The 23266-nt window shown below is 35.5% G+C and carries 19 protein-coding genes; 12 read left to right on the top strand and 7 right to left on the bottom strand.

Annotated elements, in window-relative coordinates:
* Positions 1 to 365 precede the first annotated feature (365 nt).
* The gene (locus tag AC3DU7_RS00905) at positions 366 to 1214 is read right to left on the bottom strand and encodes an Npun_R2479 family HD domain-containing metalloprotein (protein ID WP_488037486.1); all 849 of its coding nucleotides are present in this window, start codon (positions 1212 to 1214) and stop codon (positions 366 to 368) included.
* Positions 1215 to 1471: 257 nt separating this feature from the next.
* Between AC3DU7_RS00905 and AC3DU7_RS00900 the strand changes: the two genes are divergently transcribed.
* From AC3DU7_RS00900 to AC3DU7_RS00885, 4 genes are all read left to right on the top strand, one after another.
* The gene (locus tag AC3DU7_RS00900) at positions 1472 to 3445 is read left to right on the top strand and encodes an efflux RND transporter periplasmic adaptor subunit (protein WP_488037485.1); all 1974 of its coding nucleotides are present in this window, start codon (positions 1472 to 1474) and stop codon (positions 3443 to 3445) included.
* A gap of 863 nt (positions 3446 to 4308) precedes the next feature.
* Entirely contained in the window at positions 4309 to 5613 is a 1305-nt protein-coding gene (locus AC3DU7_RS00895) for an RNA-guided endonuclease InsQ/TnpB family protein (RefSeq protein WP_488037484.1), read from the top strand.
* Positions 5614 to 5675: 62 nt separating this feature from the next.
* Positions 5676 to 8912 (top strand): efflux RND transporter permease subunit, encoded by a 3237-nt coding sequence (locus AC3DU7_RS00890; protein WP_488037483.1) that lies wholly within the window; start codon positions 5676 to 5678, stop codon positions 8910 to 8912.
* Between the two features lie 1058 nt (positions 8913 to 9970).
* Positions 9971 to 10576 (top strand): hypothetical protein, encoded by a 606-nt coding sequence (locus AC3DU7_RS00885; protein WP_488037482.1) that lies wholly within the window; start codon positions 9971 to 9973, stop codon positions 10574 to 10576.
* Positions 10577 to 10633: 57 nt separating this feature from the next.
* On the opposite strand, the gene AC3DU7_RS00880 is transcribed toward AC3DU7_RS00885, so the two are convergent.
* The 3 genes from AC3DU7_RS00880 to AC3DU7_RS00870 all read right to left on the bottom strand — a co-directional run bounded on the left by AC3DU7_RS00880 (position 10634) and on the right by AC3DU7_RS00870 (position 11735).
* Positions 10634 to 10792: a hypothetical protein gene (locus tag AC3DU7_RS00880; protein WP_488037481.1), complete on the bottom strand. Its 159-nt coding sequence runs from the start codon at positions 10790 to 10792 to the stop codon at positions 10634 to 10636.
* A 288-nt stretch (positions 10793 to 11080) separates the two neighbouring features.
* Positions 11081 to 11245, bottom strand: coding sequence for a hypothetical protein (locus AC3DU7_RS00875; protein WP_488037480.1), 165 nt, complete (start codon positions 11243 to 11245; stop codon positions 11081 to 11083).
* Between the two features lie 76 nt (positions 11246 to 11321).
* Positions 11322 to 11735: an MAPEG family protein gene (locus AC3DU7_RS00870; RefSeq protein WP_488037479.1), complete on the bottom strand. Its 414-nt coding sequence runs from the start codon at positions 11733 to 11735 to the stop codon at positions 11322 to 11324.
* A 160-nt stretch (positions 11736 to 11895) separates the two neighbouring features.
* Here AC3DU7_RS00870 and AC3DU7_RS00865 point away from each other — a divergent pair, with 160 nt between their 5' ends.
* A complete protein-coding gene (locus AC3DU7_RS00865; protein WP_488037478.1) occupies positions 11896 to 12138 on the top strand; it encodes a hypothetical protein in 243 nt (80 codons plus the stop codon).
* A 1554-nt stretch (positions 12139 to 13692) separates the two neighbouring features.
* A complete protein-coding gene (locus tag AC3DU7_RS00860) occupies positions 13693 to 14940 on the top strand; it encodes a hypothetical protein (protein WP_488037477.1) in 1248 nt (415 codons plus the stop codon).
* Between the two features lie 697 nt (positions 14941 to 15637).
* Here the strand turns inward: AC3DU7_RS00860 and AC3DU7_RS00855 are convergent.
* A complete protein-coding gene (locus AC3DU7_RS00855) occupies positions 15638 to 17467 on the bottom strand; it encodes an ABC transporter ATP-binding protein (protein ID WP_488037476.1) in 1830 nt (609 codons plus the stop codon).
* Positions 17468 to 17576: 109 nt separating this feature from the next.
* On the opposite strand from AC3DU7_RS00855, the gene AC3DU7_RS00850 reads away from it, so the two are divergent.
* The 3 genes from AC3DU7_RS00850 (at position 17577) to rppA (ending at position 19843) form a co-directional block, all read left to right on the top strand.
* On the top strand, positions 17577 to 17984 hold the full coding sequence (locus tag AC3DU7_RS00850) for a GNAT family N-acetyltransferase (RefSeq protein WP_488037488.1): 408 nt from the start codon (positions 17577 to 17579) through the stop codon (positions 17982 to 17984).
* A 155-nt stretch (positions 17985 to 18139) separates the two neighbouring features.
* Positions 18140 to 18793, top strand: coding sequence for a glutathione S-transferase family protein (locus tag AC3DU7_RS00845; RefSeq protein ID WP_488037475.1), 654 nt, complete (start codon positions 18140 to 18142; stop codon positions 18791 to 18793).
* 351 nt (positions 18794 to 19144) lie between these two features.
* A complete protein-coding gene (rppA, locus tag AC3DU7_RS00840) occupies positions 19145 to 19843 on the top strand; it encodes a two-component system response regulator RppA (RefSeq protein WP_488037474.1) in 699 nt (232 codons plus the stop codon).
* A gap of 242 nt (positions 19844 to 20085) precedes the next feature.
* On the opposite strand, the gene psb30 is transcribed toward rppA, so the two are convergent.
* Positions 20086 to 20217 carry a photosystem II reaction center protein Ycf12/Psb30 gene (gene psb30, locus AC3DU7_RS00835; RefSeq protein WP_124144053.1) on the bottom strand — a complete coding sequence of 44 codons (132 nt, stop codon included), beginning with the start codon at positions 20215 to 20217 and terminating at the stop codon, positions 20086 to 20088.
* A gap of 255 nt (positions 20218 to 20472) precedes the next feature.
* Here psb30 and AC3DU7_RS00830 point away from each other — a divergent pair, with 255 nt between their 5' ends.
* From AC3DU7_RS00830 to AC3DU7_RS00820, 3 genes are all read left to right on the top strand, one after another.
* Positions 20473 to 20832, top strand: coding sequence for a YkgJ family cysteine cluster protein (locus AC3DU7_RS00830; RefSeq protein ID WP_488037473.1), 360 nt, complete (start codon positions 20473 to 20475; stop codon positions 20830 to 20832).
* Positions 20833 to 20954: 122 nt separating this feature from the next.
* A complete protein-coding gene (locus AC3DU7_RS00825) occupies positions 20955 to 21410 on the top strand; it encodes a TMEM165/GDT1 family protein (protein ID WP_488037472.1) in 456 nt (151 codons plus the stop codon).
* 227 nt (positions 21411 to 21637) lie between these two features.
* Positions 21638 to 21937 (top strand): TMEM165/GDT1 family protein, encoded by a 300-nt coding sequence (locus tag AC3DU7_RS00820; protein WP_488037471.1) that lies wholly within the window; start codon positions 21638 to 21640, stop codon positions 21935 to 21937.
* Positions 21938 to 22098: 161 nt separating this feature from the next.
* On the opposite strand, the gene AC3DU7_RS00815 is transcribed toward AC3DU7_RS00820, so the two are convergent.
* Positions 22099 to 23184, bottom strand: coding sequence for an ATP-binding protein (locus AC3DU7_RS00815; RefSeq protein ID WP_488037470.1), 1086 nt, complete (start codon positions 23182 to 23184; stop codon positions 22099 to 22101).
* Positions 23185 to 23266 lie beyond the last annotated feature (82 nt).

Below are 23266 nucleotides of genomic sequence, written 5' to 3'. Positions count from 1 at the left end.
CAAGAGTAACTTTTGGCTGGCTATTCTAATGCACTATTTTAGATGAAACAGTCCAGTAGGGTGCGTTAGTATTACGTAACGCACCGAAATATTTGAGATAGATGGTGCGTTACATTTCATTAACGCACCTACTTCTTTTTCCTTCTTACCGAAAAATTGTGGTTTAAAGCCTCCCCTTTTAAGGGTATAATAAGCGGTCGCTCTTCGGAGCGCACCCGTTGGGTGGGATGGCGATCTTCGGAGCGGCTCTCTCAAGAGCAAGTCTCCTCGCCATATCCAATCGACCAAGAGAAGAACAACTTTCCTTTGAGTCAATCCTATCCGCTTAAAAGGAGAGGTAATTATTAATTATTAATTATTAATTATTAAACAGCAACCTTATTAGAAAAAGGGTCATGCTCTATGACAAATACATTAGAGTAAAGATTAGCAATAATTTGCTTACCTTGCTGTGTGAGAGACAAATATTTCAGAGCATTTTTTACATAAGGATGAACTCCTTGCCAGAAAAATTGCGGGTAATTATCACGCAGATCGCTAGGATTTTTATACCCTACTTTTTGATTAAAACCTGTTTCTTCAAATTCATAATATAAAGAACAAATTTTATTGAGGTAGCGGGGGTCACTTAACTGGCCAATTAAATCTGCTGCTCGTACTAAACCAGGATGATTAACAGTATCTTGATGATCTGATTCTTTCGGAACAGGAAAGCGCGTTAGCTCAATATTATGTTTAATTATTTCCACATCAATTAGTTTATGACCGCCAAATCGCTCATTAATAAATAATTTCGCCCGATCCACATGATAAGGTGTTAAACTAGCATCCGTACAACCTAATGGTAAATTAACCATTTCATCTCCCCTACCCGTAGCGTACCATCCTTTTTTGTCTTTCTGACAAACTCCTTTTACATATCCGATGTCATGGCAAACTAAGGAGATAATATAATGTAACCAATCTTCACAGGCAACTCCTCCTTCTCGAATATGTTTTCCCCGTAGAATTTCTTGGCCTACAAGAGTCACCAGAATTGTATGCTCTACGTTATGGTAAAGGGCATCACTATTGGCAATATTTTCTAGTGCCATATTTCCTGCCCAACCAATAATTTCTTCGTAATTAGACTTATAGCCACCGTAAGTACGACGGTAGCCATCTTTAATTTTTTCGACAAATGAATTAATTAATACTTCAGTGGCATTAAACATATTTTTTTCTTAAATTTGTTTTGATTGTTTTGTTTTGATTGTTTAGACTTTTTTAAATATTGTAGTTGTTTGAGTTATTGTTTGGTTTCTGATGTCATTTACTCTTTCTTAAATATTATAAATGGAGCTAAAGATAATGATACACAGAAACCAGAATCAGAGTCATTTTTATCTCCTTTTACTTTATGGTTTAAAGAAATCTCACAAAACTATAATTTTTCTTTACAATATAAATTAAGTGTTGAGTGGTTATGGAAATGGGTGAAAGTAAATTGAAAAACGGCATTATACCAGAAAATATACTAAAAAAGCAAGATAGCGATCGTCTAGACAACTATCATCAAGCCGAGACCTATAATATAGATACTCTGACTATCTATACTCAAACAGAGGAAGACAAAGAAATAATTAGTGATAAAGTCACATTACCTCCCCAGAAAAATAGAGTTAGATGGCAAGGATTAATTGTTGGTATTGGTATCGGTGTAGCTGCTAGTTTAGTAAGTATGCAGTTAGTCTCTGGACAAAAGGACAACTCTGGGAGCGAAACTATTCAGGAAAATTCCCCCACAGAAGCAGTTGAAAATAACTTGGCCCCTACGATGAGTGTCACTGTAGCGGCCGTAGAATTAGCAACAGTAGAACGTACCTTTGATGCAACAGGCGATGTTGTTGCTTTTGATTTGTTGCCAGTATTGCCACAGGCCAATGGGTTGCAAATTCAACAGGTATTGGTAGAAGAAGGAGACAAAGTTAATTTAGGTCAGGTGATGGCAATTTTAGATGACTCTGTTTTGAAATCGCAAATTAACCAGGCCAAATCTCAAGTAGAATCTGCTGACAGTCAAGTCAAACAAAGAAAAGCTGCTCACAGCAAGGCTAAGGTAGGGGTAGAGCAAGCAATTGCTGCCCGCGAACAGGCTGAGGCAGACCGCGATCAAATTAAAGCTGCTATTGCTCAGGCCAAAGCAGGTACAGATGAGGCGATCGCTGGTTTGAAACAAACAAAGGCAAGTCGGGATGATGCTGTTGCTGCGTTGAAACAAGCACAAGCAAGTCGTAATGATGCTGTTGCTGCATTGAAACAAGCACAAGCAAGTCGCAATGAAGCTCTGGCCTCTGTAGCTCAAACGGAAGCTAGATTAGCAGAAGCTAAAGCGAACGAAGAGCAAACTATGAGAGACTTTGAGCGATATCAAACCCTGAAGTCAGAGGGAGTCATTAGTGCTCAAGAATTAGAAACTCGTAGCACCGCTGTGAAAACTGCTACGGAAGGAGTGCGAGTTGCTGAGGCTAATATTAATAGTGCTAAAGCTAGAGTTGAAATTACTGATGCTAACCTCAGTAGTGCCAAAGCCAAAATTGATATTGCTGATGCTAATGTCAGTAGTGCTGAAGCCAAAGTTGATATTGCTAGCTCGAATGTTAGCAGTGCAGAAGCTAGAGTTGAAAGTGCAGAAGCAAATGTCAGTAGTGTTATGGCTCAACTACGCAGTGCAGAAGCAAATGTCAGTAGCGCAAGTGCTAATGTGACTAGTGCTCAGGCAGAAGTTGACAGTGCTTTATCCAATATTGATAGTGCTATCGCCAATGTTAATAGTGACAAAGCGCGTGTAGAAGAGAGACAAACTCAGCTAGCACAGACTTTAGTCCGCGCACCAGCAAATGGTATAGTGGCGGAACGAATAGCTCGCGTTGGTGATGTTACTTCTGGCGGTAAAATGTTGTTTTCTATTATTAAAGATAATCAATTAGAACTACAATTAAAAGTACCAGAAACTCAATTAGCGCAAGTTAAAGTTGGCAAGAAAGTTCAAATTAGTTCTGATGCTGATAGTCGGATAAAAATGTTAGGAACAGTCAGGGAAATAGCACCATTAGTTGACCAAGAAAGTCGCGAGGCTACAGTCAAAATTGACCTTCCTAAAAGTGATTTATTACGACCAGGAATGTTTTTGCGGGCAACAATTACAACAGCAAGTAATCAAGGGCTGAAAGTTCCGGCAAAAGCAGTATTACCTCAAGCAGATGGAAAATCTATTGTTTATGTTTTGGCAGAAAATAATCTAGTTAAAGCCGTGCCTATAGAAGTAGGAAAAATCCTAAGTAAAAATAGTGATTTAGCTAATGCTAAAATTGAAATTACAAAAGGTTTAAAATTAGGCGATCGGGTCGTTGTTGCCGGTGTAGGTTATCTTAAAGATGGAGATAAAGTCAAAGTAATTGAGTAAAATTAGTACATTTTGAATTTTGGATGAAATTTTCTAGTAATAAAAAAAGGTACTTACACATTAATTTATTTCCATATTTCCACCTTTTCTAAATAACTAGAATTCAACTAAAATAACGGCGTTGCTGAATCTAGGAATAAATTTTTGCCGAACAGCTCAAATCTATCTTTTTGATCCCTCTATATCTAAGCCTAAAATTCATCCTGAAAATATGCAACGCCAGAATAGTAATTGGCTATAAAAAGGTTTTTTAGTAGTTCTGTATATGTAGTGATATTTATAAATAAAGCTCTTTTACTGTTAGGAGCGTAACTACAAAAATCACTACTCGTACATCACTACTCACAAGTTAAACTCTGTCGCAGAACCCTCCCAGATACATTAGGCGTTCCCTTCCTAAAATCATACACAGTATCACTACCTTCGACTGTTTTACGCAAATCATTGCCAGTCCATATGTGTTTTCCGTTTCTAGATTTAGCATAATAATAGAAAGTAGCACTTCTAGCAGCAATGTTCGTCAATCCGCGAGAACTCAAATTAAACCAACCTCTGGTTATCTGGTCCCCATCTCTGTCTACATAGTTTATAGCAAAATCGACAGTATCGTAGCATTTGTTAACCAATTGAATTATATAGTTATTTGATTGTGCATTTAGTGATTGTGGAGCTGATGAAAATAAAAAGAATAAGCTCCCAGAGGAGATAATTAGACTTAAAAAGGAAGAAAATTTGGCCATACTGAGTAACCTTTTTTACATTTACCAAAAAATTGGGTTTAAAGCCTCGCCCATAAGCGGGCAACTTTTTAGTTGTTTTTTTTTAATAAAAATGTTATCATACTGTTAGTTCAGATAGGAATTATGAAAGCTAGATTTAAGTATCGTATCTATCCAACACCAGGACAAAAATACCGATTAGCAAAGCTATTTGGTTGTGTCCGTGTAGTTTGGAATGATAGTCTAGCTTGCTGCCAAAAAAAGTATACTTCAGGAGAAAAGAAACCCATTAATTCTGAGCTACAAAAGCTTTTTATTACTCAAGCTAAAAAGACTGAATACAGAGAATGCTTGTCAGATGTTTCTAACATACCATTGCAGCAATCATTGAATGATTTAAACCAGGCTTATCAAAACTTTTTTAAATCAACTCAAGGCAAGAGAAAAGGTAGACCTGTTAAACCTCCTAAATTTAAAAGTAGAAAGTCAAAGCAAACTGCTAGGTTTACAAAGGGAGGATTTAAAATTGGTCAACACAAAGTTTATTTGGCTAAGATTGGAAAGCTGAAAATAGTTTGGTCAAGAGAGTTACCTGCTCCTCCATCATCAGTAACAGTAATCAAAGATTCAGCTCATAGATATTTCTTGAGTTTTGTAGTAGAAATACAACCAGAAATCTTACCTCAAACTGATAATTCAGTAGGCATAGATTTAGGTATTAAAACCTTTGCTACATTTAGTGATGGTACAAAGGTTGATGCTCCTAAGCCACTGAAGAAACGAATTAAGAAATTAAGAAAGTTAAGTAAGTCATTATCTCATAAAACTAAAGGCTCTAAAAGGTATGAAAAAGCCAGGGTTAGAGTAGCTAAATTCCATGCCAAGCTGAAAGATACAAGGACAGATTTTCTACATAAATTATCTACTGAAATAATTCGTGAAAACCAAACAGTTGTTTTAGAAGATTTGTTTGCGAAGCATTCCGAAGGAAACGTTTCTGGTATGGTTAAGAACCGTAAATTATCCAGAGCGATATCCGATTTAGGATGGAGACAATTCAGAACATTCCTAGAAGGAAAAGCAGAAAAATATGGTCGTGATTTTAGAGTAATTAGTCGTTGGGAACCCACATCTCAAACCTGTTCATGCTGTGGGTTTAAAGGTGGAAAGTTAGACCTTCAGGTGCGAGAATGGGAGTGTCTAAACTGTGGCAGCAAACATGATAGAGACGAAAACGCAGCGATAAATATATTAGTCGCCGGAGGGCATTCGGAGACGAAAAACGGACGTGGAGGCAAGCGTCAGACTAGCGTCAAGGTAGCAGCAGCCAGTGTTAGCGGCAGCTATGCGAAGCAAAACGTCAACCCGCCGAGGAGTTACGGCTCGGTAGGAATCCCCGTGCCTAACAGCTGGGGAGGATGTCAAAGAGCTTATTGTCCTATTAAATAATTACTTCTTACTTTTAACTTTTGACTTTTAACTTTTGACTTAATTACTTCTTCCTTAAAATCATGTCATTTCATATCTCAGCTTGGTCAATCAAAAAACCAGTTCCTACCATCGTAATGTTTCTAATATTAACAATAGTAGGATTAATGTCATTTTTCCAACTAGGAATAGACAACACTCCTAACATCGATATTCCAGCAGTATCAATCACAGTAACTCAACAAGGAGCAGGCCCGACAGAACTAGAAACTCAAGTAACAAAAAAAGTAGAAGATGCTGTCGCCGGTTTAGGAAATATCGACCAGTTAACCTCAACAGTCACCGATGGAGTTTCCACAACAGTCATCTCCTTCGATCTGGGAATAGATAGCGATCGCGCAATTAATGATGTTCGTAACGCCGTCGCTCAAATTCGCCAAGATCTACCTTTAGATATCAACGATCCTATTGTCAAAAGATTAGAATTTATTGGTGGAGGTCCAATAATAACCTACGCCGTCACCTCAGACAAACGTTCAGTCGAAGAACTAAGCGAACTCGTTGACAAACAAATAAGTCGCACCATTCTTGGTGTTTCCGGTGTTGCCCAAATCAACCGTATTGGCGGAGTTGACCGAGAAATTCTCATCGAAATCAATCCAGATAGACTCGAAAGTCTTGGCATCACAGCCACTCAAGTAAATGACCAAATTCGCGCCTTCAACGCTAATATACCCGGTGGACGCTCTAAAGGTGGAGGCACAGAAAAAAGTATTCGTACCCTGGGTAGCGCTGACACAGTAGAAGCGTTGAAAGAATATCGAATTATCCTACCCTCTGGTGGAGCAGTACCACTTTCCAGTGTAGGTGAAGTTATTGATGGTTTTGGCGAAACTAGACAAACAGCTTGGTTAGTAGATAAAAATAGTGGGGATGAAACTCAGAATTTAGATCTAAATTTTGACCAAAACTCAAACAGACTTGGTAAACCAGTCGTTGCCTTTGGGGTACTCCGCAGTACAGGTACTACCCTTGTTACCGTAGAAAAAGGAGTGCGGGAACAAGTTGCCGAACTGGAAAAAACATTGCCAGAAGATATAGATTTAGAAATGATTTTCACCCTGGCAACAGATATTGAAGAATCTTATCAAGCATCGGTAGACGCTTTAGTTATTGGTTCAATTCTCACTGTTATAGTTGTGGGTGTCTTTTTGCGAGATTGGCGGCCGACTCTAGTTACGGCAGTAGCATTGCCATTATCAATTCTTCCCACCTTTTTAGTAATGCAAATGTTAGACTACACTCTCAATGGGATGACCTTGTTAGCACTAGCATTAGCAATGGGAAACTTGGTGGATGATGCAATCTGTATGATTGAGAATATTGACCAACATATTAATATGGGTAAAAAGCCATTCCAAGCTGCTTTGGATGCGTCAGCAGAAATTGGTTTAGCTGTGGTGGCAACCACCGCAACTATTGTGGCAGTGTTTTTACCTGTGGCGTTTATGGGTGGAATACCCGGTCAATTTTTCCAACCCTTCGGCGTAACTGTAGCAGTTTCTACTATGTTTTCTACATTGGTTGCTTGTACGATGACACCAATGTTAGGAGCGCGGTTGTTGAAAAGAAAACAACCTCAAGTTTCTCCCTTCTTAAAAAATAAAATAGGAACAAAAAATCATAAACAACCAAAAATTAGTCCCTACAATAACTTGCTAACTTGGGCACTGCGCCATAAAATTACTACTTTAATTATTGCTATAGCTTTCTTTATTGCTAGCTTGCAACTGGTGCCACTGCTCCCCAAAGGTTTAATGGGTTCTGAGGACAATGGTGTAAGTATAGTTAATATCGAATTGCCACCAGGTGCCACTTTAGCAGAAACTGAACAAGTGGCACAACAGGCAGTGCGGTTATTGCAGGAAAATCAGATTGTCACCAGTGTGTTTGCTGATGTCGGTAGTAGGGGCAATAGTGAAACTGTGAATAAAGGCAAGTTGTATGTGAATATATTACCGAGGCAAGAGCGGGAGATTTCCCAAAAAGAATTTGAACAACAGATGCGACCACTATTTCAGGATATTCCAGGGGCACGAATTAGTTTTGCTAGTGGGGGTACAGGAAGTAGCAGTAAGGATTTAAAAATTATTTTGAAGAGTGAAAATGCTGCTGCTTTGAAGCAGACGGCTGATGATTTGGAAGCGCAAATGCGAGGAATTTCGGGTTTGGTGGATGTGAGTTCGAGTGCGAGTTTGGTGAAACCAGAGATCTTGATTAAACCATTACCTGCTAGAGCTGGAGATTTAGGAGTTTCTGTACAGGCGATCGCTCGTACAGCTTCGTTAGCGACTTTGGGAGATAATGAGGCAAATTTGGCTAAGTTTGATTTGCCAGACCGTCAAATTCCGATTCGAGTGCAGTTGGCGGAGGAATTTAGAAATGACTTGGATGCAATTAAAAATTTGCGCATTCCTAGTCAAAATGGTGGGTTAGTGCCATTGTCCGCAGTAGCTGAGATTACTATTGGTAGTGGGCCTGCTGAAATTAATCGTTTTGATCGTTATCGCCAGGTTTCGTTGGAGGCAAACTTACAAGGAATTTCTTTAGGGGATGCGGTTACTAAGGTACAAGCATTGCCAGCAATGAGTCCACTGCCAGAGGGTGTTACCGAACAGTCTGACGGTAATGCCAAGATTATGATTGATGTATTTACTCGGTTTTTAGCTGCTTTAGGGTTTGCAGTGTTGTGTATTTATGCAATTCTCGTTTTGCTATACAATAATTTTCTTTATCCAATGGCAATTTTGATAGCGTTGCCGTTATCTATTGGGGGCGCTTTGTTGGGGTTATTGGTGATGCAGAAAGAGTTGGGTTTATTTGCTTTAATTGGAATAGTTTTGTTAATGGGGTTGGTAACTAAGAATGCAATTTTGTTGGTAGACTGTTCGTTGGCAAATGAGAAGGAAGGAATGTCTCAGTTTCAGGCAGTGCGGGAGGCAGGTATTTCGCGGTTGCGACCAATTTTGATGACTACGCTTTCTACTATTGCTGGAATGTTACCCATCGCCCTAGAATTAGGAGCAGGAGGAGCTACAAGAAGTCCCATGGCGATCGCTGTAATTGGTGGATTTTCGACTTCAACGTTGTTGACATTGGTTGTGGTGCCTGTGTGGTTTACTTATATTGATAATTTTATGCATTCACTACAGAAATTATTCCGGGGTAAGCAAACTCGCCCGCAGTTAGATGTTTCTGTTAATGGTAATGGGAAAAGTCCGAATGTATTGAAAAAGAATTCTATTACTACTAGGGGCTAATTTTGTCACATCTAAAATGATGTGCTACGAAGGATTGTTAAATGCTTTTGAAACCTTTCTTTCCTTTCTGCCTTCTACCTTCTACTCTCTGCTTTTAATAAGGATAGTAGGGGCAAATGGTCATTTGCTCCTACACATTTTTTATACTTTCATACCCATTCATTAATTTTAGGAAAAATTCCAATCGGAGCAGCACGCATTGCAGCACCACTTTTATCGCTTGTATAGCATTACGCAAATAGGTTAAGGCAATTATAGACGCTCAAACTTAGTCAGGGATTACTTCTAATATCATGTTCGGTTGAATACTTACACTTTGGAGGAAGGAAGGCAGAAGGCAGAAGGCAGGAGGCAGAAGGGAAAGAAAGGTTCAAGGCCAGAAGTTTTTTTTATAACTGATTATCCGAACATGATATAACTTCTAACTTCTGACTTCTGACTTCTGACTTGCGCGTAGCGCTATACCACCTATTTTTACTAAAAATTGTTGACCGAAAAATTTGGTTTTCAAGCCTCCTCTTTTAAAAGGATAAAAAAATAATCTTCCTTATTTTCAAGCCTCCTGATTCAGCAGGAGGTACTGATAACTGATAACTTATAACTGATAACTGATAACTGAAATGACCAGTTTTCACCCGTTTTAAAAAGCCATACAATTTACTAGCTTATTCTTCTCGTTCATATCTTTTAAAAGCTTCAACAAATTTATCAGATAAATTTTGTCGCGTCCAAAGTTGCTAATAAACTATCATTTCGGTAATAGCAATACTCATTTGAGTATCATCTGTATAGGAGTCAGGAACAAATCTATGTTTTAGATGTTTCACATAACTGAAAAGATTATTATGTGCTTTAATAAAATCCATTAGAGCTTTGTAGTAGGGATTTAGCCATAGATATAGATATTTAATGGGCTAGAGCAAGACTACAAACAAAAAAAAATTTATCACTTATTATCTGCACATGATATAAGTATTTTTTTTAGGATATTTTATCGGTAATTAATAGGTAATTTAGGTTCTAAATTTAGATTTTTTTTTAAATAAGGAATAGATAAAATGTCATATAGTGACTTTGATTTGAAAAAAGTAAAAGCTGAATTTAACTTGAAAATTATAGAAACAGAAGATTTATTTTCTCAAGTTGAACCTGTAGAGATTAGTAATTTATTAGCTGAAATGTTGAAGCAAAATGTACCTATTGCTTTAGCGATCGCTACGGAAAAGGCAAGTTCTGAACTGATAATTATTAATATTTTGCTGGAGATTAAGAGACAACTTCAAATCAGTTTTTTTTCGGGTATAGATTTCTCGGTCGATCGGGATAAGGGATTAAATGGATTTTGTGATTTTATTATTAGTCAATCTCCGGAACAATTATATTTAGATACTCCTGTTATTGTTCTTGTAGAGGCTAAAAATGAAAAGATAGTTGGTGGTTTAGGACAATGTATTGCAGAAATGGTTGGGGCTGAAATATATAATCAAAAAGATGGTAAGGATGTTCCTTTTATTTATGGTGTGGTTACGACAGGTCATGTCTGGAAATTTTTGAAATTGGAAAAGAATGTAGTTTTTATTGATGTAGAGAATTACTATATTAAAGATTCGAGAAAGATTATAGGAATTTTAGTGGAAATGGTTAGATCGATTAAGTTTTTGTGAGGGTGGCGATCGCTCTTTGAAGTATGAGTGAGATAGGAGCAATTGCCTGACTAATTTTCATCTTTTTTCTGACAAAAAGTAATAAATAGGGTTAGCCAAAATGATAAACTTACTATTAATACCAAAGATGCTAACCAGTAGATAGCATTTTTCCAAGTAAGGACTCCAACGACTTCCTTTTTTCAACTTTAACTTTTTGGCTTGTCCAGTAGTCATATCATATCCGGTTGAATAGTTATACTTTGGAGAATGGAAAGCAGAGGGCAGAAGGCATAAAGGGAAGAAAGGTTTAAAGGTAAAAGGTTTTTTATCACTGATTACCGGGACATGATATCGTAGAGATTTATCCTACACTTATCACTTAATTGATATGCACCCCCCAATATATCTTTAATTTCATGACTAATAATTGCTAAAAAAATTAGTGAATCTCGCTTATTTATAAATAGCTGAAGCGTTCAAAAAATATCAGATTATTTTTAGGAATTAGTCTCATATTTATGACTATTTTTCTTTCTGCATATCATCATTTTTTTGTTTTTTGTTATTTGCCTCATTATTTGCCTCTATTTCTGCTCTTGCATTTTCTTTTTCCTCCATTTTTTCTTGCCAATCATTCAATTGATTGAAAAGTTTTTGATTAATATTAAACACTGGTTTTTCAGACATTATTTTTACCTCATATTATCTATGAAAAAAATTAAAATATATAGATACTATTTTAACCAATATCTATTGATGGTAGCTATGAAATAGTTTTCCACAGGGGCAGTAAAATTCCTACTAAAGCACCTATCAATAAAATTATACTAGCTAAATAACTAATACCAAACCCTAAAATTCGCTTCTCTGCCGCCTGATAATAACCCCAGGCAAATAAAATTCGTCCCACTACCCAAACCGTGCCAATACCAGCACCCCATAGTGGGCTAATAAACAGAGAAAAAAGCCACAAAGACGGTAAAAATAAAATTATTTGTTCTACAGTATTTTGTTGTACTCTTAATACTCGTTCAAAATTTGGCTCTCCAGTCATTTGAGGAGGCATAATTTTGTATTGTGCTCTAGCTCTACCAACATTAATAATCACAACAAAATATATGAATAAAGATACAACTGTTATTAAACTCGGCCACAGAATTCCTTGTGTTTCTAGCATAGGGATCGCTTTTGAAAAATTATTTACTAGGGCAGCTCGATCCACATAATAGTTTTGATGTTTATTTTTGACAAGTAGGCTATAATTACAATTCTATTCTGAATCTTGTAATAGAAGTCAGAAGGAAGAAGGTGATTACCTATCTAGGACATAAGGAAGAATGTTGATTATTGATATTCTGTTGTTTCTGTTGCGAAATACTGCACAAACATATATTCCAGGCGTTGGTGAATTAGTGTATGATATTCATTTTAATTACTTAGGAGTCAACGCACTACTAACCCCCAGAGCTAATTCATTGTCACGAGAGAAAAAAGAAGTAGGGGAGTGGAGAGTAAAGTCAATTCATCGTCACGAGAGAAAAATTGTATCCTTTAAAATTTTGAAATTTCGTACATCTTAAACTATAGAAATCCTAAATAGGTTGCGACAAATCAAAAAGTAGATAAAAAAACTGAAACTCTTACCTGTTCCCTGTTCCCTCTCTTGGCAAGCATTCCCTTATGCCTAACGGCGACGCGAGGTCTGACCGCTATTCCTTAAAAAGCAGTAAGATTTTTGACACGAATAAAATAGGATTGCTATAGAATTAGTTAACCAAAAATATAGGGTTGTAAATATTCTCTGACAAAAAAGAATTAGCCCTGCCCCTAACCCCTCCCAAGAGGTGTCTGTAGGGAAGAAAGAAGAAGAAACAGGAGTAGAAGGAGAAAGTTTTTTGGTCGCGTAAACGGAACGAAGTTCTATCAAGCTCTTATCCGGACTATCATACCTCTTTTCACCAATGCTATATTCAATAATTCAAGAGTAGTAATGATAGTTACGATTCAAAAGTTTAAAGCTTAGACAACCCAGTATTTTTCCTTTTCTCCTAGATAACTAAAGCCTTCTTTACTCTCCCTTCTGCTTATAGTATACTTCCTGACAATAAAAATTTTATACCAACCAATATTACTACTTTTGCCAGAATATTATTTTTCAAAATATGACATTAGTCGTAATTCTTTAATTCTGGATTGTTCGTATTTATATCCAACTAAAAGCTTCTGTAATTATAATATCTTAGTAAACTTAACCATCTAAAAATCTACTTAATTCTTAGCTTCTTCATCAAATCTTTACATAAAGTTAAGTGATTTCAGAGTAGGATTTATAGTTAAAGGAGAATATAATTTTTATACTTTATTTGATTTATCAAGATTGCTTATGGATAGGACTAAGATTCTAATAGACAAAAATCGTCAACTAGAGTGACTATTACAAACTATCATCTTTATTTCACATTTTACCTAATTCATAACATATATTTTCAGGGAAGTATGGGCATCTAGCAGATTTTTATAGTATCTAAACTTACTATTATAATCTCAAAAATATAGGTCTAATAGCATTTTAAAAAAATACTTTAACAGTTCTTTATTCTGTTGGTAGGAGTTTTGAGATTAATACTGTAGCGACCTTTTTTGAATTTGGTATAACAACTCAGTTCAAAATGTAAGCATTTCCTGCGGAATGCTCTGCAAACAGCTATTAGCTGTCAGATAGCCTCCTGCACAGGAACTGCGGACTTCAACAACAATACTCTCTCATATAGGATAGTCTTAAATTAACAACTTACTTTAAGGGCAAGGGAGCCAACTTTTGTAGTAAGAGAATTAATAAAGCTTTGATCGTCAACTAAAAGAAATAACTGAATGCGAGGGCATCTCGCAGGGAAGTGCTGATCATGCATTTCCTCCCATAAGAGGCTGGTTGACTCTTTTTGCGTTTGCGTAGCATTCCATAGGGAAGCAGTCTGCAGAAAATGCTTACTTCAAAATAGTGATTTAACTCTTATTAAAATATCTATTATATTAATATATTAAGCCAAATATAATTATCGACGACCGCAAAAATCAGCTTTATTGAAGAGCAAGTTAAATTAACTGATAATTAATTTCACGGGGGATTTTTAAGAATGTCAAATTATAATTTAAGCTCTTTATCAAATAATCATAATCATCGTAAATCTACCAAACAAGAACAGCAACTTTATCAGCATTTACAAGACTTAGCTCGTCAACAAAACCCTGAAGAGTCAATTGGTAATTTCAGAGATCTATTTATTGATGCTTCTGGATACTTTATCCCTGAAATATGGCACGCAATGGAAACAATTATTGATGCCGATCCTGATGAAGAAGAATTTCATAACATTCTCAATAGAAGTTGCTATATCTTAATTAACCGTTGGTTACAAAACCCACAACTGCAAAAATCAATTCCAGAATTAGTAAATATATTCCAGGTAAAACCAAATAACTTACCTCCTTGTTGGACTTCTAAACGTGTACGCACTTTAATTCGCAGTTTTACAGAGACTGAAAAATATATTGCCTTACAACGTTTGGCTAAGATGTTTATCAGGGAAACTCAGGAAAATACAAAAATTGTAGACCGAAAATTAGAGAAATTAATCGATCGATATCCATATCTATATGAATGTTGTTTTCTTAATGATGAGAGTACTGATGAAGAACAACAAGAAATTAAAGTTATGAGACTAAAAAAACAGCAAAAATATGAAATAAATTTATCTAAATATATTACTTATCAAAAATTATCTAGGAAAAGCAATTATGTGGAAAATCCTACTTTAATGAAAAATGAAGAATTGAATGAAGCAGTTAAGTATTTTACAACAAAAATTCATGGTTATCAAACATTACGAGACCAAGCTAAACAGTTTAAAACTTTTTGTGATTTAACTTGTTCTTATCGTACCTTTAAAGATGGGCTATATGAATACTTGACTGATACAATCGCTCCTGGTTATAGTAAGTGTCAATTTAATCGTAAATTATATCATAAATTACAAAACACTTTGCCCGATCATAATACTCAAAAACCAAATGATTCTCTAATTTTAGGTACTTGCAAAAAAATGTTAGATTTTCTAGTTATTGAGAGTCTTGAACAGCCAAAACATTTTGTTTTTTATGACCTGATTAATAATCTTGGAGCAACAATAGTAATTGGTATGTTGTTGAAGATCGTATTATTTTGTCAACAAGCTAAACCTTATTTAGAGCAAAAGTTTTCTATTCTTTTTAATCATTATCAAGGAGCTACTGCTGGTAAAGTTTGGTGGTTAGTGAAGTCCATGGAAACTCTTAATGTTGCTTTTAGCACGAACTTAGGAGGGATAAAGCGATGTTGCTTTTAATTATTTATTCTGCCTCCTGGCAATATTTACAGCGCTTTTCACTTGAGTAGACCACAAAGTCAGCCATCTAGCCATCTATATGTGAAATTTGCAGCCCATCTAAAAACTGCTGTAAAGTTATAGTAATTTATTCTATTAATTCTAATAGTTATAAAAGGTTGTAAATTAGGGCTAGCGTATCTAGTTTTTTTGACAAATGACCAAGAAGTACGCTCCAGAAATGGGCACTGTGAGACATCTGATCTCAGGCTCTACAAACGCTATTTTCTAAGAATGCGATCGTGTCCGACCTTGATCGATAACTAATACGGGAGTATTTAAGGTTTGCTGAAAAAGTCTTTTTCCTCTTCGTAGTAGTCAGTAGTCAATAGACATCTCCGGAAAAGAGGCAGTAGGCAGCTTTGCTGTAGGCAGTAGAGGAAAAGAATTGATAATTTCTGTGCGATAATTGATTTAATTTTTTATTGTCGGAGATGTCTAATAGTCAGGAGAAATGCTGGATCGCAGAATATGTAGCTGGAATAGTAGACTGATACGCCTAACGCCTAAAATATTGCAACTGATCGCTCTTGGTATAATATCATATCCGGATAAGAGCGTGATGAAAAAACTTTTTCCTCTTCTTTCCTCCTAACTCCTGACTCCTCCCTTATTATTTATCACTATTCAACTGGACATGATATGAGAACTTCTTTAATTAAGTTCCTAACATTTGTAATTTATACAAACCAGCATAAAGACCTTCTTTTTGTAATAATTCTTCGTGAGTACCAGACTCAATTAACTCTCCTCGCTTCAACACAAAAACCCGATTAACATTTCTAATAGTCGAAAGTCTGTGAGCAATAATAATAGCTGTTCTTTCTGCTAAAAGTTTTTCTAATGCTGATTGAATTAAAGCTTCTGTTACCACATCTAAACTAGCAGTTGCTTCGTCAAGTACCAAAATTCTCGGTTTACGAATAGCAGCACGGGCAAATGCTAATAACTGCTTTTGACCACCAGAAAGATTTGCTCCTCTTTCTCTTAATTGAGTATTATATCCTTGGGGTAATTCTGCAATAAATTTATCTATATTTGTATTTTTTGCTGAAGCTTGAATTTCCTCTAATGAATAATCTTCTCCTAAAGTAATATTGCTTTTTACATCTCCAGCAAATAAAAAACCATCTTGTAAAATTACGCCAATATGTTTTCGTAATTCTGTTTGAGATAAGTCTTTTATATTAATTCCATCAACTAGAATTCTGCCTTTATTAACATCATATAAACGACAAAGTAAGCGAATTACAGAACTCTTTCCTGCACCAGTCGGCCCAACCAAAGCAACTTTTTCCCCTGGTTTAATAGTAAAGTTGAGATTTTTCAGAACATATTCATTTGGTTTATAGCCAAACCAGACATTTTCAAATCTAATTTCACCAATTTTGGAATTGTTAACTTGAAGAGTAGGTAATTTTTTAATTTCTCCTTCTGGGTCTAGAATTTCAACTTCTTCATTGAGAAGATTAATAATACGTTCCACTGCAGTTAAACCTGCTTGAATAGCTGTAAATTTTTCGGCAAATTGTCGCAGAGGATCGAATAAACGTTGAGCATATAAAATGAAGGAAGATAAAGTGCCAAAATCTATATTTCCTGCTAAAACAAATTTCCCTCCCAAGAATAATACTACAGCGATCGCAACTAAAGAAATCCATTCTAAAATACCAGAGATAGCTGAGTCATAAAAAATAGTTTTATCTAGTGCTTTTACATAATCGATATTATTAGTTCTAAATAATTCTGAGTTAAATTTTTCTCGGCGAAATAATTGTACTACTCCTATACCAATTAAGTTTTCTTGTAATTGAGCATTTAAACCAGAAAGTTCATCCCTGGCTTTGTAATTAGCTTGCCTATATTTTTGCTGAAAATAAATAATAATTGTTGTTACTGGTAACATCATTAATGTCAGGATTAAACCCAGTTGCCATTGCAAACTAAACATAGTAATAGCAATTATTAAAATCGAAAATAAATCGCTCACAATACCAATAGCACCTGTGGAAAATACATCTCCTAGAGCTTCAACATCACTGGTAAGACGAGTGATTAATTTTCCCACTGGAGTACTATCAAAAAATCTGACTCCTAAAGAAAGAACATGTTTAAATAAATCGTCTCTAATATCAGCAGTAATTTTTTGTCCAACTTTTTGTACTAAGAAGCCTTGTAAAGATTGAAATATTAGTCGTATAATAATAGTTGAAATTAACATAGCTCCTAAAATATTCAATCCTTGAGATAATGATATTTGTTGGATAAATGACCAGTTTTTTTCTCCTAAAATTAGAGAAATTGCTTGCCCGATTAATAGTGGTTGAATTGCACTGGAAATTGATAATGGTAACAATAAGATCAGTGAGGCAAATACTAATTTTTTGTGACCTAGACCATAGCCGATCATTCTTTTAATTAGTTGCCAGTCTGTTTTAGTATTATTTCTCTCTTTATTTCTATTGGCTTTCGGTGAGATGCTTCTCATAAATATTTTTTGCTTAAACTATAGTTAGTCCGATGTTTTTATAAGGTAGCATATTAGCTAAATATTCACAATTAATTGCTCATAAATAATTCTAATTATTATGGTTTAAATTGAAACAGAAAGATTAAAATTAAGACAATTTATCCTTAATGATTTAGATGAATTATGTAATCTGTATCATAATCCACAGGTAATGAAGTATGTGGGAAAAGGTATTCTAACTAGGGCAGAAACAAAAGCAAAAATATTGACTACGATCAAGAGTTGGGAAAAAAATAATTTTGGAATGTGGGCTGTAGTATATAAAAGAGATAATAAAATGATTGGTCGTTGCGGGCTTTGTTTTCTCGACAATACTCCAGAAATTGAGCTTGGCTACTTATTAAATCCTGCATATTGGTATCGAGGATTAGCAACAGAAGCAGCAAAAGCAAGTTTAAGATACGGATTTGAGGAGTTAAAGTTAGAGAAAATTGTAGCGATAGCTGACGCCACGCTCCGCGAACGCTCAACCTGAAAATATTGCCTCCCGATGAGTAATAGAAAAAGTAGGAATGAAATACGAAAAAGAGGCTAATTATTATCAAACTAACATGGTATACTATACTATCTTAAACAAAGAATATCGGTCTAATAGTTAGTTGTATGTTGTACTTATAAAATATTGAAAAAATGATGAGTAAATTGACTCTAATTATCGGTAACAAAAATTATTCTTCTTGGTCTTTACGAGCCTGGTTAGCTATGAAACAAGCAGGAGTAAAATTTACTGAAATTAAAATTCCTCTAGATACACATATTACCCACCAAGAAATTTTAAAATATTCTCCTACTGGTCTAGTACCAGTTTTGTTAGACGGGGATATTAAGATATGGGAATCTCTAGCAATTTGTGAATATGTAGCGGATAAATTTGCAAATTCTTTGTGGCCGAAAAATCATGAAGCACGAGCAGTAGCGCGGGCAATTAGTGCCGAGATGCACGCAGGATTCCCAAATTTACGCCAATATATGCCAATGGATTGTCGAGGTCGTTATCCAGAGGTAGGCATAATTCCAGAGGTGAGACCAGAAATTGAGAGGATCGGCAAAATGTGGCGAGAGTGTCGCGAAAAATTTGGAGCAGAAGGTGATATGCTGTTTGGTAAGTTTACAATTGCTGATGCTATGTATGCTCCGGTAGTCTCTCGCTTTGCTACTTATCATGTGAAACTCGAACCAGTGGCACAAGCTTATGCTGAAGCAGTTTGGGCATTAGCTGATATGCAAGAGTGGTTAGCAGCAGCAGAGGTTGAATCAGAGACTATTTTTGATTCAAAATTTTAACTGATACCAATGCACTTTAAAGATGTCATTTCAGTTATCAGTATCTCTACCTATTTGCGCAGCATGACCTAGGAAAGTCAGAGGCTTGAAATATTGAACTTTATTTTTTGGTCACAAATAGTTTCAAACTTTAAATGTTAAATAATTTCCTGAAATTACTGTAGCATCAAAGTTTTGATCTTAAGTATAGCACTACAATAATTGGGTGCGGACATTTTTCAATGCTAAAACCCTTTTACAATTTGCTATTCCCTATTCCCTAGCGCGTAGCGCTATAAAATCTTACTTTTGACTTTTGACTTTTGACTTATAACTTCCGTGAAATGGTATAATGAACCTTAAATTCATCAAATGCAAATTCTTTTAGTGGATGATGAGCCAGAGTTAACTTCTCCTCTAAGTCGTGCTTTGAATCGAGAGGGGTATAGTGTTGATGTTGCTGATAATGGAAAAATTGGTAGTCAGATGGCAAGTCAGGGTAACTATGATTTGCTGATTTTAGATTGGATGTTACCTCACAAAACAGGATTAGAAATTTGTCAGGAGTTACGATCGCGCCACGACTATACACCAGTTTTATTTCTTACTGCTAAAGATACGGTAGACGATCGCGTTACTGGATTAGATGCTGGAGCAGATGATTACTTAGTTAAACCTTTCGAGTTGCGAGAGTTATTAGCAAGAGTTCGGGCATTATTACGTCGTCCCCAAAACATGGAAACAAGCACAACTGAGCAACATCTACAAGTAGCAGATTTAGAGCTAGATATAGAAAATCAAGTGGCTTATCGCGGTGGACTGATAATTAATTTATCAGAAAAAGAATGTAAATTGCTGGCATATTTTATGATCCACCCCGGTCAACTTCTAACTCATCAGCAAATCTATGAATATTTGTGGGGAGAAGGAGAAAAACCAAGCAGTAACGTTTTAGCAGCACAAGTACGTTTATTGCGACGAAAAATAGAAGTAAATGGAGAGTTGCCACTTATTTATACTGTTTATCGAAAAGGTTATCGATTTGGAGAAATTCAAGAATTTAGAATTTAGAATTTAGAATTTAGAATTACCTCTTCTTATAAACTAAGAGGATTGGATAAGAGGATTTTTTTTCTTTTTTCTCCATGAATGGAGAGGCTTTATAACTGAATTTTTCGGTAATTGCGATCGCCGATCATCGAAATAATTATTGAAGAAGGCAGAAAGTCTAATTGCTTATGGATAGTCTTCGACACGCCACTCCGTGTCTTAGTAACCCCAAACAATTGACTTCTGACTTCCGTGAAACAGTATTACAAATCGCCACCCCGAAGTGCCAGTAGTACAATAACTACAGGGCCAGCAATGACAACCATGGCCAACATTGTTAACTGGGCAATAGTTTCAAAGTTAATGTTACTGAACAAATCTGTTAAAAACCCCATATTTCCCCTAAGAATAAATCAAATATATATTGAGCTGAAAAACCGTCTTTTATTCTACCAAGCCATCGCTAATTTAATTTAAGATACTTTACAAAACTCAATAATTTAGCTGAATCGGCAGCAAATTGAATGTTTTCGATGCCCATTCAATGCTACGAAACGAGAAGCCCACACTATAGCGCAAGCTTAGTGTTAGAGTATGTCACTCTGCTACAATCAGAAGGCCGTTAATCGATAACTATTGGCTAAAAAAAAATGGCTAGTTGGCGTTGTGTAAAAAATTGTGGTGCTTGTTGTTACTTAGACCCAACAGAGCGTCCAGAATTAGAAGAATATTTATCTACAGAAGAGCTAAAGCATTATATGAGTTTAGTAGGGGCAGATGGATGGTGTATTAATTACGATAGTTTAAAGCGAGAATGCCGTATTTACCCTGAAAGGCCCCGTTTTTGTCGAGTCCAACCAGATACCTTTAAAGAATTGTATGGTATTGAACCAGAAGAACTCAATGAATTTGCTATTGAATGTTGTCAGCAGCACATTGGAGATATGTACGGCGATCGGAGTCTAGAAATGTTGCGCTTTAATCATGCAGTGGGTATTTTCAATAATTAATAATTAACAATTAATAATTAATTCTTCGGTAAGTATTTGACATTCAAAGTGATTATCTGAAACAATAAACCAGATTGAAAAAATTTACATATATTCAATTTAGTAATTTATTATAGTTGCCAGTGAAATTTTTCCAGACCAGAGAAAATACAGATAAAACCCAAATAGATTTAGAACAAAAAGAAGTTTATCAGAACTTACCTTTACAAGTTAGTTCAGAAAAAGGTGAAATTTTACCCCCTACCAGTTCTCAATCAGAACCACAAGAAACAAAGGTACAAAAAACAGGAGCATGGGCAGTATTTGCCTCAACTTTTGTGACAATACTTTTAGCAGAAATTGGTGATAAAACTCAACTGACTACTTTATTAATGACTGCCGAATCTCAATCTCCTTGGATAGTATTTGCAGGTGCAGGTAGTGCTTTAGTAACTACAAGTTTATTGGGAGTATTGTTAGGGCAATGGTTAGCTAGTCACCTCTCTCCTAAAACTATAGAAAGGTCAGCAGGAATTATTTTATTACTAATATCTTTGACTTTAATTGTAGAAGTTTTTTATGAAAATTTTCCTGGTTGAAAAATCAGGAGTCAGGAGTCAGGAGTCAGGAGTCAGAATTAATAATATGGAAGTAAGAGGTTTAAAGTAAATTATTATTCTTCATTAGAAATAAGAGATATCTATTCCTACTTATAAAATTAAATTCTGACTTCTTTCTTGATAAAAGCTCGATTTTATATAAATATTCTTCTTCCTTCTTCCTTCTTCTTCCTTCTTCCTTCTTCCTTCTCACTTATTAACTAACTATGGATTGGCAACTTTTAGGTTTAAGTTTTATCGCAGTTTTTTTATCCGAATTAGGAGATAAAAGTCAATTAGCAGCGATCGCTCTTGGTGGGTCTTCAAAATTTCCCCAGGCGGTATTTTTTGGTACTGCATCTGCTCTATTATTAACTAGCTTTTTAGGAGTTTTAGTAGGGCAAGGAGTAGCAGAAATTTTACCAACAAATATAGTAAAGATTACTGCTGCAATTGGATTTGCAATTATGGGTATTCGTCTTTTATTCTCTGGTGAAGAGGAGCCAGAAGAATCTGAAAATAGTTAAGTTTAAATATAGCATTTCTCTGTTTAATAAGGTATATTTACAATCCCCCTAAATCCCCCTTAGAAAGGGGGACTTTGAAGACTCCCCCCTTTTTAAGGGGGGTTGGGGGGGATATAAAACTGTACCTTGTGGATTAAATAACTGCTATTGAAATAGGATTGTTATACATTATTTACTGCTGATGAATTTTTCTCAGACTTATCTATTTCTGAAATAGCTTTATCGTATCGATCGCGAAGTTCTGGAGATAAATCATCTGGTTCTATTATTGTCTCTTTAATTTTGGGTTTTTGTTGATTAGTTTCATAGTGAGGAGAACCAATTTTTGTCTTTGCTTCTCGCACAAATTTGATTTCTTCAGCTAAGTCAAAAGGGGAAACTTTTTGAGCTTCTCCTTCTCTCATAAATGCGCGACTTGCTGCTGCAATTACAACATTTAAAATATCACCTCCAGCAAGTTCTTCTGATTCATTTGCTAACCATTCTGGATTAACATCTTCTGTAGTTGGCACTTCTTTTGGCAATAGATATTTCCATAGTTTAATACGACATTCTTTGTCTGGTAATTCAAATTCAATATGTGCCAAAATTCGGCGCACAAATGCACCATCATAATTTTTTGCGAGGTTCGTGGCAAAAATTACAACTCCATCAAATTTATCTAGTTGAAGTAACATTACAGAACGACTAACATTAACTCCATGGTCAGAACTTTGAGTGACATTAGTTAATCTTTTTCCCAAGATAGAGTCAGCTTCATCAAAGAATAAAACTGAGTCAGTTTCTTTAGCTTTTTCAAAAGCTGCCGTGATATTTTTTGGCGTTTCACCCACATATTTAGACTCAATTTCTGCATAATTAACTTTGATAATTTTCTTGCCTAAAAAGTGAGCGATCGCTTCTGCACAAAAGGTTTTACCTGTACCTGGTAATCCAAATAAATTAATCGCGGTACGTTTACCACGGGGGTCAATACTTTTTAAGTTCCATTGGTGATATAAAATATCGTGATCTTTAATTCTATTTAGTGCTGTATCAATTCTATTTTTAACAGTTGAGGGAATTATTAGATTGTCTAAACTTTTCTGGGGTTCTTCTGGAATAAACATTTCCATTCTGTTTATTTCAGTTGTTTTTTCAGAGGAGTTATTAGCGGGAGTTTGTTCGGTAGGTTTGTTTGGAATTGTACTTTTTGTTTCCTCTGTATTTGCATTTGTATTTGTTTGTCTTTCCCATCCTGCGGGCATAAATTAATTCTCCTTATAATAATTTGCTAAATATTGAAAAATTAAGTAGTTAGTTAAAAATTTCAACTCTTAGAAACTTTTC

Source organism: Okeania sp. (assembly GCF_983059655.1).
Note: the sequence above shows the minus strand (reverse complement) of the source record. Positions and strands in the feature narration are given on the sequence as shown.

What these genes read in the sequence shown, in the direction of transcription:
- AC3DU7_RS00905 (WP_488037486.1), bottom strand. Translation starts at nt 1,214, where the DNA reads ATGTTTAATGCCACTGAAGTATTAATTAATTCATTTGTCGAAAAAATT.
- AC3DU7_RS00900 (WP_488037485.1), top strand. Translation starts at nt 1,472, where the DNA reads ATGGGTGAAAGTAAATTGAAAAACGGCATTATACCAGAAAATATACTA.
- AC3DU7_RS00895 (WP_488037484.1), top strand. Translation starts at nt 4,309, where the DNA reads ATGAAAGCTAGATTTAAGTATCGTATCTATCCAACACCAGGACAAAAA.
- AC3DU7_RS00890 (WP_488037483.1), top strand. Translation starts at nt 5,676, where the DNA reads ATGTCATTTCATATCTCAGCTTGGTCAATCAAAAAACCAGTTCCTACC.
- AC3DU7_RS00885 (WP_488037482.1), top strand. Translation starts at nt 9,971, where the DNA reads ATGTCATATAGTGACTTTGATTTGAAAAAAGTAAAAGCTGAATTTAAC.
- AC3DU7_RS00880 (WP_488037481.1), bottom strand. Translation starts at nt 10,792, where the DNA reads ATGACTACTGGACAAGCCAAAAAGTTAAAGTTGAAAAAAGGAAGTCGT.
- AC3DU7_RS00875 (WP_488037480.1), bottom strand. Translation starts at nt 11,245, where the DNA reads ATGTCTGAAAAACCAGTGTTTAATATTAATCAAAAACTTTTCAATCAA.
- AC3DU7_RS00870 (WP_488037479.1), bottom strand. Translation starts at nt 11,735, where the DNA reads ATGCTAGAAACACAAGGAATTCTGTGGCCGAGTTTAATAACAGTTGTA.
- AC3DU7_RS00865 (WP_488037478.1), top strand. Translation starts at nt 11,896, where the DNA reads ATGTTGATTATTGATATTCTGTTGTTTCTGTTGCGAAATACTGCACAA.
- AC3DU7_RS00860 (WP_488037477.1), top strand. Translation starts at nt 13,693, where the DNA reads ATGTCAAATTATAATTTAAGCTCTTTATCAAATAATCATAATCATCGT.
- AC3DU7_RS00855 (WP_488037476.1), bottom strand. Translation starts at nt 17,467, where the DNA reads ATGAGAAGCATCTCACCGAAAGCCAATAGAAATAAAGAGAGAAATAAT.
- AC3DU7_RS00845 (WP_488037475.1), top strand. Translation starts at nt 18,140, where the DNA reads ATGATGAGTAAATTGACTCTAATTATCGGTAACAAAAATTATTCTTCT.
- rppA (WP_488037474.1), top strand. Translation starts at nt 19,145, where the DNA reads ATGCAAATTCTTTTAGTGGATGATGAGCCAGAGTTAACTTCTCCTCTA.
- psb30 (WP_124144053.1), bottom strand. Translation starts at nt 20,217, where the DNA reads ATGGGGTTTTTAACAGATTTGTTCAGTAACATTAACTTTGAAACTATT.
- AC3DU7_RS00830 (WP_488037473.1), top strand. Translation starts at nt 20,473, where the DNA reads ATGGCTAGTTGGCGTTGTGTAAAAAATTGTGGTGCTTGTTGTTACTTA.
- AC3DU7_RS00820 (WP_488037471.1), top strand. Translation starts at nt 21,638, where the DNA reads ATGGATTGGCAACTTTTAGGTTTAAGTTTTATCGCAGTTTTTTTATCC.
- AC3DU7_RS00815 (WP_488037470.1), bottom strand. Translation starts at nt 23,184, where the DNA reads ATGCCCGCAGGATGGGAAAGACAAACAAATACAAATGCAAATACAGAG.